Origin of the sequence: Streptobacillus ratti (genome assembly GCF_001891165.1) — a bacterium.
Taxonomy (GTDB): Bacteria; Fusobacteriota; Fusobacteriia; order Fusobacteriales; family Leptotrichiaceae; genus Streptobacillus; species Streptobacillus ratti.
In genome coordinates this window covers 37,513-54,627 of record NZ_LKKW01000002.1, presented here as the reverse complement: position 1 = coordinate 54,627, position 17,115 = coordinate 37,513, and the positions used below count along the sequence as shown (strand labels likewise).

Genomic DNA, 17,115 nt, shown 5'->3' with positions numbered 1-17,115 from the left:
GATTGTACTGTATATCCTATTTTTTTTCAACTTCTTTTTTGGACACTTACTTTTGGAATTTAGGAGATTTTGTAGGTGTAGTTTTTTGTCTTGACAAAATAGTATTAGCTGGGTATAATAAAAAGCTAATTAAAATTTAGTAGAATAAAAAATATAAAAGGAGGATTATTTAATGTTACTTAGCCAAATTATTAAAGAAATGAAACTTTCAAAAAAATTTGTAATATCAATTATTTCTGGAATAGTAACACAGTTATTTTTCGCAATATTTAGAATATATACAATAACTGCGTTTGTTTCCCAAAATGAATTGTTATCGCCAATGAGTGTTTCTCAAACTATTACATATATTTGGATGACACAATTTTTATTTATGATAGTTCCTTGGAATATAAATTGGAAAGATTTTGATTCTATTAGGACGGGTACTATTTCCATTGATTTGATTAGACCTGTTAGTATATTTAATTCAATTTTTTCTAAAACATTTTCATGGAGATTAGTTGGATTTTTAGTAAGGTCAGTACCTATGTTTATAATTGTATTACTTATATTCCCTATCTTTAATTTAAGTGAGATTTCAATAATATTACCTAAAATCTATATATTTTTCTTTTTCTTAATAAGTATTTTTTTATCTACTATATTAAGTTCGTTGATTACTGTTTCAATATATAGTCTGTGTTTCATATTTACATCAATCTCTAATTTTATAGGTTTGATTACATCTCTTACTTTTATGTTATCAGGTATGATAATTCCATTATCTTTTTATCCTAAAGAGTTAGTTGTGTATTTAAAATATCAACCATTTAAATTTATCGTAGATACACCAGCATTAATATTTAATGGTGTTTATGATTATAAGGAGATTTTTTTACAAATAATGATACAACTTATATGGATATTTATATTTTATAAATATTCTAAAAAAGTCTATGAGAAATTTACAAGTAGATTAGAAATTTATGGAGGTTAGTATGCTAAAATATATACATATAATAAAAATGGTTTTAAAATCTAATTTAGTCTATAAAGCTAATTTTATGGTAGGATTATTTAATCAATTACTAATAATATTATTTGAATTTTTAGGATTATTATCTTTATTTAATAAATTTGGAAGTTTAAATAATTGGAAATTAACAGAAGTTTTTTTACTTTATGGAATAATTAACTTTTCGTTTTCATTTTCAGAAGTATTTTTTAGAGGATTTGAATCAAATATTCAATCTATAATAAGAGAGGGGAAATACGATAGATATTTATTAAGACCATATTCTACATTGCTACAAATTTCTGCATATAATTTTCAGCCCGTGAGAATAGGTAGGTTATTATTAGCTATATTTGTTTTAATTATTGGTTTATTCTATAATTTTGAACACATTAGTAATATATATAAGCTAATCTACTTGTTATTTGTTTTAGCTTCATCAACAAGTCTTTATGCTGGAATATATATTGCTGTAGGCTCATTAACATTTCTATTTACACAATATATTGAATTTACAGGAATATTTATACAAGGAAGTGTATCAATGATGCAATATCCAAAAGATGTATTTCCAAAATATATACAAGATTTTTTCTCATATATATTGCCAGTAACATTAGTATCATATTATCCAATAAGTATAATATTAAATAAGATTAAACCTCAAAATAATTATTTAGACTTATTTTTTCCTTTAGCAGGAATACTTTTTTTTGTAATGTCATATTTATTATTTAAAAAATTAGAAAAAAAATATTCATCAGTAGGAAATTAGTAGGTAATTTGATTACTAAAATACAAAATTAAAATATAAGGAGATAATTAAATGAGTTATATAAAAGTTGAAAAATTGACTAAGAAATTTAAGGACTTTGAAGCAATAAAAGGGATTTCATTTGAAGTTGAAAAAGGGGATATAATAGGGTTTCTTGGTGTAAATGGAGCTGGTAAAAGTACAACTATAAAGATGTTATCTGGAATATTAAAACCAACAAGTGGAACTATATTAATAAATGGTGTAGAACCTCAAAAAAATAGAAAAAAATATGTTAAAAATATAGGGGTAATGTTTGGTCAAAGATCGCAACTAGAATGGGATTTACCATCTATTGACACATATTATATTTTAAAAAGAATATATGACATACCAGATGAAGAGTTTAGAAATAATTTAAAAAAATTAAGTGAGATATTAGAGTTGAATGGACTAGAGAATAAACCAGTTAGAGAATTAAGTTTAGGACAAAAGACTAAATGTGAATTAGTTGCAACTTTTTTACATAATCCAGAATTAGTATTCTTAGATGAACCTACAATAGGATTAGATGTAAAATCTAAGAAAAATATTCATGAATTAATAAAAAAAATAAATAAGGAATTTAATACAACTGTAGTTATAACATCACATGATTTAGAAGATATAGAAAATGTTACTCAAAAGATTATGATAATTAATAAAGGACTTCTTTATTATAAAGGGAATATAGATGAACTTTTAAAAAAATCTGGTATAACTCATGAAATAATGGTTGAAATAAAAAATGACAGTGAATTTGAAATTAGTGATAGTTACATAAAAGAAAAAATAGATGATTTAAAATATAAATTAAAATTAAAATCAAAAGATGAATTTTTAAATGCTATGAAAGAAATTATAGAAAAAAATCAAGTAATAAATTTAGAAATAAATGAACAAACATTGGAAAATATTTTAATTAATTTATATGAATTATAGAAAGATGTTAAAATAGAGAATAAAAAATATCAAAATAAGACCTATTATAAAATTAAAATTTTTCAGAAAGGAAGACTAACATTAATATTAAATATTATTATTTAGTCTTAAAAATGAAATGAAGATAATTAGTATTTATTCAAGAAATAGCTTGAAAAGAAGTTTAGTATATAAATGGGATATCTGGATTTCTGTGTTATCAGGGATATTTAATATTTTAGGGATGCTATTTTTATGGTCTGTGGTTTATAATAGTTCTGGTAAACCCACAATAGAGGGCTATAGCTTTAATTCAATTATACTGTATACTCTTATGTCTAATTTGACAGCCATGATAATAAATGTAGATATAGCAAGAATAATTTCTAACGAAGTTAAAAGTGGGGAAATAACAAATAGTTTCATAAGACCAGTATCTTATATAAAAAAATTAGTAGGAGAAGGAATAGGGCAAGTTTTATATAACCTAACAATGTTATTTTTACCAATAATATCAATGTTAATAATATATATGAATATATTTAATATAAAGTCTGAAATAACTCTAGGAAGTATTTTATTTTATACTGTTTCATTATTATTTAGTATTATTATAAATTTTGAAATAAGTATATTAGTTGGATTTTGTTCTTTTTTTGTCAACTATATTTGGGGCTTTATAATGTTAGAAAATGCAATATTAATGATAGTTACAGGACAACTATTTCCATTAAGTTTTTATCCTGATAGGGTAGTTAAATTTTTAGAACTTACACCTTTTTACTACATTAATTTTGGATCAGTTTCTATATTATTAAATAAATTTTCAAGATATAATTCTGTCAAAATATTATTAATTCAAGCGATATGGTGCATAATATTATGGATAGTTGTTAATGTAGTATATAGCAAAGCTAAAATTAGATTACAAGTAAATGGAGGGTAGATGAAGACGATTTTAAAATATTTACATATATATTTAGTTAAATTTAAGTACGAATTTAAAATATTTACAAATTCAATGTCTAATTTCATAATTGGGATTCTTGCTTTTCTAATTATACAAATAAGTGGATTATTATTCATTGGAATATTATATAACAATACATCTAGTATAGATGAATTTGATGTTTATCAAATGTTAGCCTTATATGGTTTTGCTCAATTAACAAAAGGTATCGACCATTTTTATTCAGATTTCTTATGGAATTTTTCTAGCAATGGAGTTACTAGAGGCTTATATGATAAATATTTAGTAAGACCATTAAATCCTTTATTTCAAATAATTATAGAAAAAGTACAATTTGATGCTCTTGGAGAAATAATTACAGGAATAAGTTTATATGTTTATGCTGTATTAAAATTAAAAATAGATATTAATTTTATCTTGATTTTAAAAACATTGTTTTTTCTTGTAATAGGTGTAATAGTCTATACTTGTCTTAAAGTAATTGCAACATCATCAGTCTTTTACATCAAAAAAGGGTTCAGCATATTAAATGCGTTGTATTCAATATCTACTTATGCTAAATATCCAATAACTATATATCCAAAAGTTATGCAAATGATTTTGACATATGTATTTGCTTATTCTTTAACAGCATATTACCCTATAAAGTATATATTGTTAGAAAAATTAAATATATATATTTTTATGAAATTAATTATTATAGTTATAGTTTTAATTATGATTACAAAAATAATTTGGAAGCAAGGTGAAAAAAGATATGAAAGCTCAGGGTCATAGTATAATAAAAGTTGAAAATTTAACTAAGGAATTTACAATATATAAAAGAAAAGGTTTATTTAGTAGAGATAAAAAAGTACTTAGAGTAGTATCTAATCTTAATTTTGAAATTAATGCAGGAGAAATATTAGGATTTTTAGGACCTAATGGAAGTGGAAAATCAACTACTATTAAAATGTTAACAGGTATATTAACTCCAACATCTGGTAATTGTTATGTTAATTCTTTAATACCGACTGAAAATAGAATTGAGAATGCTAAGATTATAGGTGTAGTATTTGGTCAAAAGTCAAGTTTATGGTGGGATTTGACATTAGAAGATAATCTGAAACTTTTAAAAGAGATATATGGAATAGGTAATAAAGAATTTGAAGAAAGATATAAGTATCTTGATAATATTTTAAATATAGAGGAAATAAAGTATAAACAAATAAGACAACTATCTTTAGGGCAAAGAATGAAAGCTGATTTAGCAGGAGCATTACTTCATAAACCTAAAATTCTTTTTTTAGATGAACCAACTATAGGATTAGATGTAGTTATTAAGGATAAAATTTTAAAAACTTTAAAGAAAATTAATGAAGATGAAAATATTACTATGTTACTTACAACACATGATATGAGAGATGTAGAATATTTGTGTAATAATATTATTGTAATTAATAATGGAGAGATTATATATAAGAATAGTTTAGAAAATTTGAAAAAAATATATTCAAAAGACAAAGTTTGCATATGTAATTTAATTAACACTACTAATGTTTCTGATTTAATGAATGAATTTATTTTAGATAAAATAATAAAAGAATATAAATTAGAAAAAAATAATTTAAGAATTATATTTGAAAATAATATAGAAAGAGAAAAAGAATTAATACTAAAATTATTCAATAATCTTGAAATAGAAAATATTAAATTTGAAGAAATAAGTATAGATAAAATAGTTAAAAGAATATACAACAATGATTATGGAACTGAAAATGCTTAAGCTTTAAAAGTATTGATTTTAGTTTAATATATAAGTATATCTTTATAAATAACATAAATTTAATTTTTCCAACTTTTTTCTGCTAATATATTTAATAAGTAAACTTTTTATGAAAAATATGTTGACTTTAGTAATTAATGAGGTATAATATTAGTGAAAATTGCAAACGATTGCATAAAAAATATAAAAATTAAAGAAGTAGGAGTGGAAGAATTATGAATTTTAAGAAACTTGCAACAAGTGTATTTTTAGCGTTTTCTTTATTAATATCTTGTGGTTCTAAAGGAGATGTTAAAACTGGAAATGGAGAAGGTTTAACAGGACATATAGTTGTACAAGCTGAAGAATCTTGGAAACCTTATTATGAGGCAGCAATAGAAAGAGTTAAGGAAAAAAATCCTGATGCTACAATAGATTTAAAAGTTATTGGTTCATTTGATCATATGAAAGTTATTGAAGAAACTAATGCTGAAAATGAAGATGTAGCTGACGTTTTTGCTATACCATTAGATAGAATAGAATCATTACACGGAAAAGACTTATTAGCTTCATTTGATGCTAAAGCTTTAGGTAATAAAATTGGTGGATTTGGAGATTTTGATAAAGGACTTGGTGGACAATTAAAATTTGATGGTTCATACTATGGATTCCCTTTCAATATTGAAACATTATTATTAGGATACAATACTAAAAACGTTGCAGCAAACGGAATAGATTTAGCTAATTTAGATTTAGCTGAACTTTCTCCTGAAGTTGCTATGATACCTGTATTTAACGCATGGTGGGCTGTTGCTATAACTAATGGATTTGGTGTAGAATTATTAGGTAAAGATGGAGATAAATTCTTTTCTGACTTAACAAAAGATTGGGCAGAATTAACTCCAGAAGTACAAACTATGTTTGTTGGATTACATAAATATTGGAAAGAATCAAATGATAAAAAACTTCCTATTTTTGATATAACAGCAGTTTATGGATACATGGATGATAATTTCAAAACTGGTAAAAAAGGTTCAGTTAGAATTTCTGGTCCATGGGAATTAGCAGCTTGGTCAGGATTAGTTGGAGAAGACTTAGAAGTTGCTGGATTAAATCAAGCTAAATTTGCTGGTAAAGAATTAAAACACTGGAAAGGTGGATGGGCTTTATCAATTAATGCTAGAAATGAAGAAAACATGGAAAAATTAGCTTTATCTGAAGCAGTAATAGCTGAAATTATGAATCCAATGTTTGCAGCAGATTTCTATAAAATAACAGGTAAAATCATGCCTAACGTTTCTACAGATGAATATGCTAAACTTGAATTAGAAGAATTAGATAAAAAAGTTATAACTTCAGTTATAGAAGGATATGAAGGAGCTATTTCAAGACCATTATTCCAAGAATGGGGACAAGTATGGACAACATGGGAAAATGCTTTACTTTCATGGGAAGCTAAAAAACCTGCAACTCCAGAAGAGGCATATAAAGAAGTACAAGCAAGCTTTAAAGCATTATTAACAAATTTAGGACAATAGATTAAATGGAGTAGGTGTTAAAGAACATGTTCTAAAAGCACTTACTCCTTTTTTAAAGAAGAGGATTTATGAAATTAGATAGAAATACATTAAATAAGTTTTTACTTATGGTTTTGTTTATAATGATATTTGAAAGTTTAAATGGTATGTATGCAGTTAAAAGTATAGACTTATTTAATGAAGTACATTCCAAAACTGGTATATCTTTGAATGATTATATTACTGTGGAAATGATAAAATATTTTAGTTCAGTTTCTATATTTATGATTTTTTCAATATATACATATGTGTCTTATAGACATTATAAAATAAATAGCTTATATAAAGGGGTATGGACTTTATTTATAACTTCTAATATACTATTTAAAATATTTGTATTTAAACAAGATACAATTTTTTATTATTTAAGTATAATTATTCAATTTATCTTGGTTATTTATATATTAAAATTTAAACAAAAAGAAAGAGGGGAATAATCATGAATCATAAAGTTTATGATAGTTTAGATAATCCTCATGCAAGGAAAAATCTTTATTTAAAAGATGTAGCTGATGGCATTACAACAAATAAAAATTCACATTCATATATTGTGGAAATGAAAAAATTACTTGAAGAAGAAAAAATATATCTTTCTGCATTAAATAAACTTAAGTTTACTGAAAAGAAAGAATTATTATCAAAATTTGATGAAAAAGAAGCAAAGTTAAGAATTGAATTATTTGAAGCAGAAAAATTGAATTTATTTTATGCAGGTAAAGAAGAAAAAAGCTATGATTTTGAATTGGAATCTAAAAAGAGTGCTATAAAAATTGATAGATTACCAAGTATAATAAAATTATATAGTGAATCAATTAAGGAAAAGAAAGAATTACAACTTAAATTATCAACTCTTTCAAGACATGATGAAGAAGAAAAAATTAAAGAATTTGAATCTAAAAAACAAGATTTAAAAAATATTTTCAAATCAGAAGTAGATAAATTAAAAAATAGTCATAGTGAGGGATTAATTTCAGGAAAAGCATTAAGAACTCAAATTAGTCAATTAAAAATGGAATTAAAAGATAAATTGGAAGTATTAAAACTTGATATTCCAAGTGAGGGTATTAAGAGTAGAATAAATGTTTTAAATTATTTATCTACTGTTGAAGTTAAATCAAGATATAAGATAATGCAACAAGATATAGCTGATTTATATAGAAAAATACCTGTAGAAATTGAATCAATAAATAAAACACCAGCATTATTATCATTATTATTCCCAGGATTTGGACAATATCATAATAAACAATACTTTAAGGCAGCATTATTTTTTATAGGTTTATTATTTATTTATTTTGTAGCAATCCCTTATACTTTAGGTTATGGAAACTATAGAGGAGAGGGTATAAGAGGATTAATTTCTCTTGCAAAGAATGGTAAAAAATTAGATAAATCTATAATATTTATGATAGAAGGAATAATTTCTATTATATTAATATTATTTACAATTACAATTTCATATTTATCATTTAAAGATGCTAAAGATGTTATGGTTGCAAAATTAAAAGGTATTAGACCTAAAACTACTTTTGAAACTATAGAATCATTAAAAGAAGAGGGGTTCCCTTATATAGTTTCTATAAGTTCATTTATTTTATTAATATTTGTAGTAATTTTACCAATAATGACAACAATATTATTATCATTTGCAGGTATGGATCCTAATAATCAATCTAAGTTCCAATGGATAGGTTTTGAAAATTATAAGTTATTACTTACAGGAACAGGGATTGCAGGAGGACCATTCTGGTTAATCTTAGGTTGGACATTATTATGGACAGTATTTGCAACAACTCTTGCAATTACAGTTGGATTCGGACTTGCATTACTTGCAAATAATGAAAGAATTAAAGGTAAAACTTTATATAGAACAATATACTTATTACCATGGGCAGTACCAGCATTTATTACAATAATGTTCTTTAGTATTATGTCTTCAAGAACTGGACAAATTACTAAGATATTAGAATTTATGTTTGGTGGAGATTGGGCTATAAAAAATAGTACAACTTTAACAAGGGTTGCATTAATCTCACTACAAACATGGTTAGGAAGCTCATATGTTTTCTTATTATCAACAGGAGTACTTCAAGGTATATCAGCTGATTTATATGAAGCAGCAGATATAGATGGTGCAACTGCTTGGCAAAAATTAACTAAGATTACTGTACCTTTAGTTCTATTCCAAACAGCACCATTATTAATAGGACAATATACATTTAACTTTAATAATTTCTCTATAATTTATCTGTTTAATGGTGGTGGACCATTTGATCCGTCTAAATATGGAAACTTAGCAGGAAGTACAGACTTACTAATTTCATATATTTATAAACTAACTATAGAGAAACAATATCAATCTATAGGGGCTGCAATAACAGTATTTATCTCAATAGGATTGATGTTTGTAGCATATTTAGGATTTAAAAATTCTAAAGCGTTCAAGGAGGGGAAATAATGGCTAAGAAAAGTAAAAATACTAATTTATATTTATCAGATAAACCACCTTTGAATTTTGCAGGAAAAGTTGGATTAGGACTTAGTTATACTATTTTAACTATTTGGGCTTTATTAATAATAGTACCACTTTTATTTATGGTTGTTGCATCATTTAATGGAGAACAACAAAAATATTTAATATTAGGTTCAAGTTTTACTTTTTCATTAAAACATTACAGTATTTTATTTAGTAAAACATTGTTTTTAAGATGGGTAGTAAATACTATAGTTATAGCAACAGCTACAGCTTTATTTACATTATTTATAGTATCTTTCACAGGATATGTATACTCAAGATTTAGATTTAAAGGTAAAAAAGTATCATTAATGGCAATAATGTTAATTCAAGTTATACCAGCATTTGCAGGAATAGCTGCTTATTATACTATGCACCAGATTATAGTATCTATTTTTCCTTTCTTTACAAGAACATTAATGTTAATATCAATCTATTCAATAGGTGGTATAGCAGGTAATACTTTTATACTTAAAGGTTATATAGATTCTATATCTCCAGAACTTGATGAGGCTGCTAGAATGGAAGGTTCTTCTAATATGCAGGTTTATAGATTGATAATTATGCCTATAGCAAAACCTATGTTAGCTATAATTGCATTATGGTCATTTATAGGTCCATTTATGGATTTCTTATTACCAAGAATATTACTTACAAATCCTAAACAATATACACTTGCAGCTGGTTTATTTACGTTAATTGCTGATGATAGAACAAGACTAGAACCAGTGTTTGCTGCAGGAGGAATTTTAACAGCAATACCGATAGTATTATTATTTATAATACTACAAAAACAATTAGTATCTGGATTAAGTAGTGGATCAGTGAAAGGATAGGAGAATATATGAAAGTAGAATTAAAAAATGTAGGGAAAAAATATGAGGGAAATGATGTTTATACTTTAGAAAATATAAATTTAGAAATAGAAAGTAAAGATTTTTGTGTTATACTAGGTCCATCAGGGTGTGGAAAATCAACATTATTAAGAATGATAGCTGGATTAAACTCAATTACAACAGGAGAGTTATTATTTGATGATAAAATAATGAATAAAGTACACTCAAAAGATAGAAATATAGCAATGGTTTTCCAAAGTTATGCACTATATCCACATATGACAGTTTATGATAACATGGCATTTTCTCTTGCTATGAGAAAAATGGATAAAAAAATGATACATGAAAGAGTTTTAGAAGCAGCTAAAATTCTACAAATAGAAAAATATCTTTACTCTAAACCATCTGATATTTCAGGAGGACAAAGACAAAGGGTTGCACTTGGACGTGCTATTGTTAGAAAACCAGCAGTATTCTTAATGGATGAACCATTATCTAACTTAGATGCTAAGTTAAGAGAACATATGAGAATAGAGTTAGTTAAAATACATAGAAATTTAGATACAACTACTATATATGTTACACATGATCAAACAGAAGCTATGACTATGGGAACAAGAATAGTATTAATGAATGATAGTAAAATACAACAAGTTGGTAAACCAGAAGAATTTTATAACAAACCTCAAAATATATTTGTAGCTAAATTTATTGGTTCTCCTACTATGAATATTATGGAGGGATATATTAAAGATGCTCACTTCATATCTAATTCTGAAGAAGTTGTTATTAAAGCTAATGAGATAGATAAAGAAAGATTAAGAGAATATGAAGGTAAAAAAGTATCTTTAGGTATTAGATCTGAAAGATTTTTAAGTGGAGAAGAACATGAAAATAGATTTGCTGCAACTATAGAAGTTATAGAAATGTTAGGTAAAGAAAAATTACTTTACTGTAAATTAACTGATGGAACTAATTTAGTTGTTACAATGCCTGGACATTATCAATATGAAATTGGTGAAGTTCATAATTTCGGATTTGATACAGAAGCTTTACATTTCTTTGATGAAAATGGAAATAGAATATAGGAAATGTAATAAAATAAAAAGGGGATATAATTATATATAGTTTTAATTAATAAAAAAGCTTGTGAAAAAAAACAAGCTTTTTTTATTTTGAAATACTTTAAATTTTTATATAAAATATTATTTAATAAATCTATTTCTTATATCCACAAGTTTATCTAAATTTTTTCCAAAAAAATATTTATAACTATAACAGAATTTGTTTACATTATTTTCATCTTTATGTCTTTTACACCCAGTTCTACATATTTTTAAATATTTACAAGTTTTACATTTTTCATCAATTTTAAATGATTCTCTTACAAACTCTGTTGCCTTTTGTGAGAATATAATTTCAGGTATAGTTTGAGTATTGATATTTCCTAATCTTCTTTCATCAACAACATAGAAATCACAAGGATATACAGAACCATCAGCCTCTATAACAGTATTAACAGAACAATGACCAACCATATCACATGCTTCAGGATTTCTTCCTGATAAAATTAATAAAAGATTTTCAAAGTATCTTATACTTATAAAATTACCTTTTTTTAAATCTTCATACCATAGATTAAAAATCTCATCTAAAAATTCACCATAATTTTCAGCAGTTAAAGTATAATCTTGCTCATCATAATTTTTTAGAGGATCTAAAGCTGGAATAAATTGTATAAATTTAAATTGTTGTTCTTTAAAAAAATTGTATATTTCTTTTGCATTTTTTGAAACTTCTGAGTTTACAACACACAATATGTTAAAATCAATTTGTTGTTCTCTTAATTTATTTATATTATTAAGTACAGAATCAAATGTTCCTTTTTGCCTAATATCTATTCTGAAAATATCATGTATATCTTTAGTTCCATCAAGTGATACACCAATTAGATAATTATATTTTTTAAATAAATCAAACCATCTTTTATTTAATAAAGTTCCATTTGTTTGTAGAGAAAATGTTGTATTTACATTATTTATATTATATTTTTCTATAAGTTCATGAAGTTTATAATAATAATTTATACCTCTCATTGTAGGCTCTCCACCTTGGAATATGAAGTTTACTTGATATTCTACACAGTCATAAACTTTTTTTACTAAATTTTCTAATGTTTCAAAAGACATATTTCCATAAGTATATGTTTCTCTATTTTCTGCAACATCAAAGTAAAAGCAATAACTACATCTTAAATTACAATTGCAAGATGCAGGTTTAATTAATAAGTTCAGACTTCTTAGTTTATTTATTTTCATAAAACACCTCTTACCCTTAAATTATACCTTACATATGAAAATAAGACAATATATTAAAATTCCTTGACTTAATATTCAGTATAAAGTATTATTGATTTATATTGAAAATAATAAGAGGGAATATATGAATAATTTATTAAAAATGAATTTAGATGAAAGACGTGAAATGATAATACATGGGGATACTATAAAAACAATACTTTTTTTAACTATACCAACATTTATGATGTCTATAGTTCAAGTACTTATACCATTTTCAGATGGATTGTTTCTAAATAGAATATTGGGGACAGATGTTGGAGCAAGTGTTTCATATGTACAACCTGTGTATAATATGTTAATAGCTATATCTCAAGGATTAAGTGTAGTGGCTATGTCAATGATAGGTCAGTTAAATGGTAAAGGAGAATTTAAAGGTGTAAAAAATGTTTCTTTACAAGTATTAATTTTTGGCTTTATATTAGGAATATTTTTAATGCCTATATGTTTTTTTGGAGCTGATTTTTTAGCACCAAATGACCCTGTTATTAGAAATTATGCTATAACATATTTTTCTCTTAGTGCATTAATAATACCATTTCAATTTATGGCATCTATATTCAATGCTATTAAAAGTGCGACTGGTGAGCCAGAAGCAACTTTTTATAGAATGATAGTATTATTAATATTAAAAATTTTATTTAATTTTATTTATTTGATTTTCTTTAAAATGGGACTTAAAGGTGCAATATTTGCTTCATTAACGGCATATATTTTTACAACAGTTTGGATGTATTATGATTTGTTTATAAGAAAATATAAGTTTAAACTTAGCATTATGGAATATAGATTTGATTATTCTGTAGTTAAAGAAATGATAAGATTATCAATACCAACTATATTATCATTTACTTCAATAAATTTAGGTTTTTATTTAATTAATGCTGAAATAGAAATTTATGGTACTGATGTTTTTGCTGGACTTGCAATTGCATCACAGATAAATAATATATGTTTTACCGTTCCAACATCTATAGGAACTACGGTAACAACTATGATAAGTATGAATATAGGGGTAGGGAATGTTAAAAAATCTAAAGATATATATAAAAAGGGTTTATTGATAGGAGAAATAGTAGCATTAATACTTTTAGTTATAGTTCTTTCAAGTTCAAAATATTTAATTGCCTTATATGAGCCAAGCTATAATGTAGCAATAAAAACACAAGAAGCACTAAATATTTATACATATTCAGTATTTCCTTTTGCATTATTTATTATTACACAATCAGTATTTAATGCTTTAGGTAGAAATATATACCCCCTTATAATGTCATTTTTAAGAATATGGGTATTTAGATATTTATTTATACTTGTTACAAGTTCATACCTAGGATATTATTCAATATTTTATGGTAATTTATTTTCAAATTTTTTAGCAGCAGCGATATTTTATGTGATAATTAGAAATAGTAGTTGGAGGAGTAATATTAAATATGAATAATAGCTATATTTTAATTACTGGAGCTAGTTCTGGTATAGGAATGGAAATTGCACAAAATTATGCAAAAAAAGGTAAAAATTTAATTTTGGTTGCAAGAAGAATTGATATTTTAGAAAAATTTAAAGAGAAATATAGGGACATAGATATACATGTAATACAAAAGGATTTAAGTTTGATATCTAGTGCCAAAGAGATATATGAATACACAAAAAGCAAAAATCTATTTGTAGAAATACTTATTAATAATGCAGGAGTTGGACTGTTTGGAGATTTTTCAGAAACTTCCCTTGACAAAGAAATAGATATGATAAATTTAAATATATTATCTTTAGTATCATTAACTAAGCTATATCTTCAAGATATGTTAAAATATGATAGAGGTAAAATATTAAATGTATCTTCTATAGCAAGTTTTATGCCTGGACCTAAAATGAGTATATATTATGCTACAAAATCATTTGTAACATCTTTTACTAATGCGATATCTCATGAATTAAAAGACAGTAATATTAAAGTTTCTATTTTAGCACCGGGTGCAACTAGTACAGAATTTGTTAAAAGTTCTAATTTAGAAAATTCTAAATTATTTGATAATATGCGTGTTGCTAGTCCTAAAAATGTTGCAGATTATGCTTTAAAACATATTGGAAAAAGAATGATTATTCCTGGAATTTTAAATAAGATAACAGTATTTTTAGTTAGGTTTGTACCTGTTAAATTATTGATGATTTTTGTTGAAAAAATACAGGAAAGAAAGGAAAAATAATGAAAGTATTGGTAGTTGGTGCAGGAGTAATGTCAGAATATTTAATAAATTCTATTAAGGATAAAGGATATGAATTTGTAGGAAGAGTAGATATATTTGGTAAGGGTGAATTTAATTCTTTTTCTAAGGTTGATAAGGAATTTGATGTCATAATTGATTTTTCAAATCATTTATTAACATCTGATATTTTAGAGTTTGCAGTATCTAAAAAGAAAAATGTATTGATTGCTACTACAGGTCATAGTAGTGATGAAGTGAAAATTATAGAAAATGCTAGTAAAGATATAGCTATACTTAAATCGACTAATACCTCTTTTGGAGTTAATGCTTTAAATAAAATAGTTGAATATGCAACTAAAATACTTAAAGATTTTGATATAGAGCTGGTGGAAGCACATCATAATAGAAAAATAGATGCTCCTAGTGGTACAGCTAATACTTTACTTGATATTATTGATTCTTGTTTTGATGAAAAAAGAAATAGAGTATATGGAAGAAAAGATGAAAAAAGACAAGAAAATGAAATAGGAGTTCACTCTATTAGAGGTGGTTCCATTGTTGGAGAACATTCAGTAATATATGCTAAAGGAGATGAAATAATAGAATTAAAACATAGTGCTATGTCAAGAAAAATATTTTCAGATGGTGCAGTAAATGTTATTTCTAAATTAGTAAAACTTGAAAATGGATTATATAATATGAAAGATGTAATGTAAAAAGGAGAGCCAGGCTCTCCTTTATATATTCAAATTTATTTTTTAATATGGTGCCGCTTATCGGAATCGAACCAATCACCTACTGATTACAAGTCAGTTGCTCTACCGAATGAGCTAAAGCGGCATATGATTTATTATACATAAATTTATTTTTATTGTCAATAAAAAAAGGAGAAAATCTCCCTATTTTATTACTTTTCTATAAAGTACTAGTAATGGGTTCCATACACTAGCATTAGTTGGTGAGTATGCAAAATCTACAGAAATTAAATCATCTATTTTTATTTTAAATCTAATAACTATAGAAATTTGATCTATAAATTGAGCTACAGCCTCATTTCCTATCATAGTTGCTCCAAGTACAGTATTAGTATCTTTATCATAAATTATTTCAGCACTTCCAGAAATAGAATCCTTAAATCCAGAATTTTTAGTTAATACCTCCATATTTACCTTACCTACATTGTATCCTTTGTTTATTGCAGATGCTTCTGTTAATCCTGTACCAGCAATTTTTAAATCAAAGAATGAAGTTGCATATGTATTTATAACACCTATAAATTCTGATTTTTTACCTGAAAGTAATTTAGCAAGCATCATTCCATGCTTATTAGCAACATCACCAAAAGGAGCATAAGTATATTCATTAGTTATGATATTTTTATTTAATACAGCATCTCCTAAGGCATAGACATCTTCTATATTTGTTTTAAAGTTATCATCAACAACTATTTTATTGTTTAATAAGGTAATTTTATTTCCTAATATTTCAGTTTTAGTAGTTATACCTGTAGATATTATTAACATATCAAAATCTATTTTTTCATCATTTTCTAATATTACATTTTCATCATTAAATTCTTTAACTCCATTACCTAGAATTAATTTAACATTTTTATTTTCTATTTTTTCTTTTAATATATTTCTATATTCTAATGGTAATATATTAAATACATCATTAGCTTTTTCTACAACAGTTACATTAATATTATTTAATAGTAATGCTTCAACCATTTCTAAACCTATAAATCCTAAGCCTAAAACTAAGGCATTTTTAGGTTTATTATTTTCTATGAAATTTTTGATTTCTATTGCATCAACTGCATGTGATAAGCTATAGTATTTATCTTTTTTAATATCTAAAGTAGATTTAGCACCAATGGCTAATACTAATTTATCATATGAAACTTTTTCGTTATTAACTATAACATATTTTTCATCAAAATTTATTTCACTTACTTTAGTGTTTATTCTTACATCTATTCCTTTGTTTATAAAAGAATCAGCTGGAGAACCTATAACTTTTTTAAGTGGTAATTCATTTGCTATATAATATGGAGATGGACATCCAGCCCATGAAACATATGGAGTTTTTTCAAATAAAATTATCTCGTCATTTGGATTCATTTTTTTATATTGTGTAGAAAACATCATTCCTGACGCCCCTCCACCTATTACAACTATTCTCATTTTACACCG

Annotated in this window: 16 protein-coding genes and 1 tRNA gene; 14 read left to right on the top strand and 3 right to left on the bottom strand. The window is 25.0% G+C overall.

The window, feature by feature from the left end; all coding sequences use genetic code 11:
• The first annotated feature begins 172 nt into the window (after positions 1-172).
• The 11 genes from BT993_RS00815 to BT993_RS00765 all read left to right on the top strand — a co-directional run bounded on the left by BT993_RS00815 (position 173) and on the right by BT993_RS00765 (position 11,441).
• Positions 173-979, top strand: coding sequence for an ABC transporter permease (locus tag BT993_RS00815; protein ID WP_072592780.1), 807 nt, complete (start codon positions 173-175; stop codon positions 977-979).
• Position 980: 1 nt separating this feature from the next.
• Complete coding sequence (locus BT993_RS00810) at positions 981-1,772, top strand: ABC transporter permease (RefSeq protein WP_208600497.1); 792 nt, start codon at positions 981-983, stop codon at positions 1,770-1,772.
• Between the two features lie 51 nt (positions 1,773-1,823).
• A complete protein-coding gene (locus BT993_RS00805) occupies positions 1,824-2,732 on the top strand; it encodes an ABC transporter ATP-binding protein (RefSeq protein WP_072592778.1) in 909 nt (302 codons plus the stop codon).
• A 118-nt stretch (positions 2,733-2,850) separates the two neighbouring features.
• Entirely contained in the window at positions 2,851-3,657 is an 807-nt protein-coding gene (locus BT993_RS00800) for an ABC transporter permease (RefSeq protein ID WP_083557340.1), read from the top strand.
• On the top strand, positions 3,658-4,458 hold the full coding sequence (locus BT993_RS00795; RefSeq protein WP_072592776.1) for an ABC transporter permease: 801 nt from the start codon (positions 3,658-3,660) through the stop codon (positions 4,456-4,458). It begins immediately after the preceding gene.
• On the top strand, positions 4,439-5,446 hold the full coding sequence (locus BT993_RS00790; protein WP_083557339.1) for an ABC transporter ATP-binding protein: 1,008 nt from the start codon (positions 4,439-4,441) through the stop codon (positions 5,444-5,446). Before BT993_RS00795 ends, BT993_RS00790 begins: the two co-directional genes overlap by 20 nt.
• A gap of 215 nt (positions 5,447-5,661) precedes the next feature.
• On the top strand, positions 5,662-6,963 hold the full coding sequence (locus BT993_RS00785) for a sugar ABC transporter substrate-binding protein (RefSeq protein WP_072592775.1): 1,302 nt from the start codon (positions 5,662-5,664) through the stop codon (positions 6,961-6,963).
• Between the two features lie 68 nt (positions 6,964-7,031).
• Positions 7,032-7,439, top strand: a complete 408-nt coding sequence (locus BT993_RS00780) for a hypothetical protein (RefSeq protein ID WP_072592774.1) — start codon at positions 7,032-7,034, stop codon at positions 7,437-7,439.
• 2 nt (positions 7,440-7,441) lie between these two features.
• Positions 7,442-9,460 (top strand): sugar ABC transporter permease, encoded by a 2,019-nt coding sequence (locus BT993_RS00775; RefSeq protein WP_072592773.1) that lies wholly within the window; start codon positions 7,442-7,444, stop codon positions 9,458-9,460.
• Complete coding sequence (locus BT993_RS00770; RefSeq protein WP_072592772.1) at positions 9,460-10,353, top strand: sugar ABC transporter permease; 894 nt, start codon at positions 9,460-9,462, stop codon at positions 10,351-10,353. The genes BT993_RS00775 and BT993_RS00770 overlap by 1 nt, the downstream gene beginning before the upstream one ends.
• Positions 10,354-10,361: 8 nt before the next feature.
• Positions 10,362-11,441 carry an ABC transporter ATP-binding protein gene (locus tag BT993_RS00765; RefSeq protein ID WP_072592771.1) on the top strand — a complete coding sequence of 360 codons (1,080 nt, stop codon included), beginning with the start codon at positions 10,362-10,364 and terminating at the stop codon, positions 11,439-11,441.
• Between the two features lie 117 nt (positions 11,442-11,558).
• On the opposite strand, the gene BT993_RS00760 is transcribed toward BT993_RS00765, so the two are convergent.
• A complete protein-coding gene (locus BT993_RS00760) occupies positions 11,559-12,671 on the bottom strand; it encodes an anaerobic sulfatase maturase (protein WP_072592770.1) in 1,113 nt (370 codons plus the stop codon).
• A gap of 124 nt (positions 12,672-12,795) precedes the next feature.
• On the opposite strand from BT993_RS00760, the gene BT993_RS00755 reads away from it, so the two are divergent.
• The 3 genes from BT993_RS00755 to dapB are packed head-to-tail and all read left to right on the top strand — an operon-like array spanning position 12,796 to position 15,636.
• The gene (locus BT993_RS00755) at positions 12,796-14,154 is read left to right on the top strand and encodes an MATE family efflux transporter (protein WP_072592769.1); all 1,359 of its coding nucleotides are present in this window, start codon (positions 12,796-12,798) and stop codon (positions 14,152-14,154) included.
• Entirely contained in the window at positions 14,147-14,920 is a 774-nt protein-coding gene (locus BT993_RS00750) for an SDR family NAD(P)-dependent oxidoreductase (protein WP_072592768.1), read from the top strand. Before BT993_RS00755 ends, BT993_RS00750 begins: the two co-directional genes overlap by 8 nt.
• Positions 14,920-15,636 (top strand): 4-hydroxy-tetrahydrodipicolinate reductase, encoded by a 717-nt coding sequence (gene dapB / locus BT993_RS00745; protein ID WP_072592767.1) that lies wholly within the window; start codon positions 14,920-14,922, stop codon positions 15,634-15,636. Before BT993_RS00750 ends, dapB begins: the two co-directional genes overlap by 1 nt.
• A gap of 48 nt (positions 15,637-15,684) precedes the next feature.
• Here the strand turns inward: dapB and BT993_RS00740 are convergent.
• Together BT993_RS00740 and BT993_RS00735 are read right to left on the bottom strand one after the other, a co-directional pair.
• Positions 15,685-15,760: transfer RNA gene (locus tag BT993_RS00740), tRNA-Thr, on the bottom strand.
• Between the two features lie 59 nt (positions 15,761-15,819).
• The gene (locus tag BT993_RS00735) at positions 15,820-17,106 is read right to left on the bottom strand and encodes an FAD-dependent oxidoreductase (protein ID WP_072592766.1); all 1,287 of its coding nucleotides are present in this window, start codon (positions 17,104-17,106) and stop codon (positions 15,820-15,822) included.
• Positions 17,107-17,115: the final 9 nt, after the last annotated feature.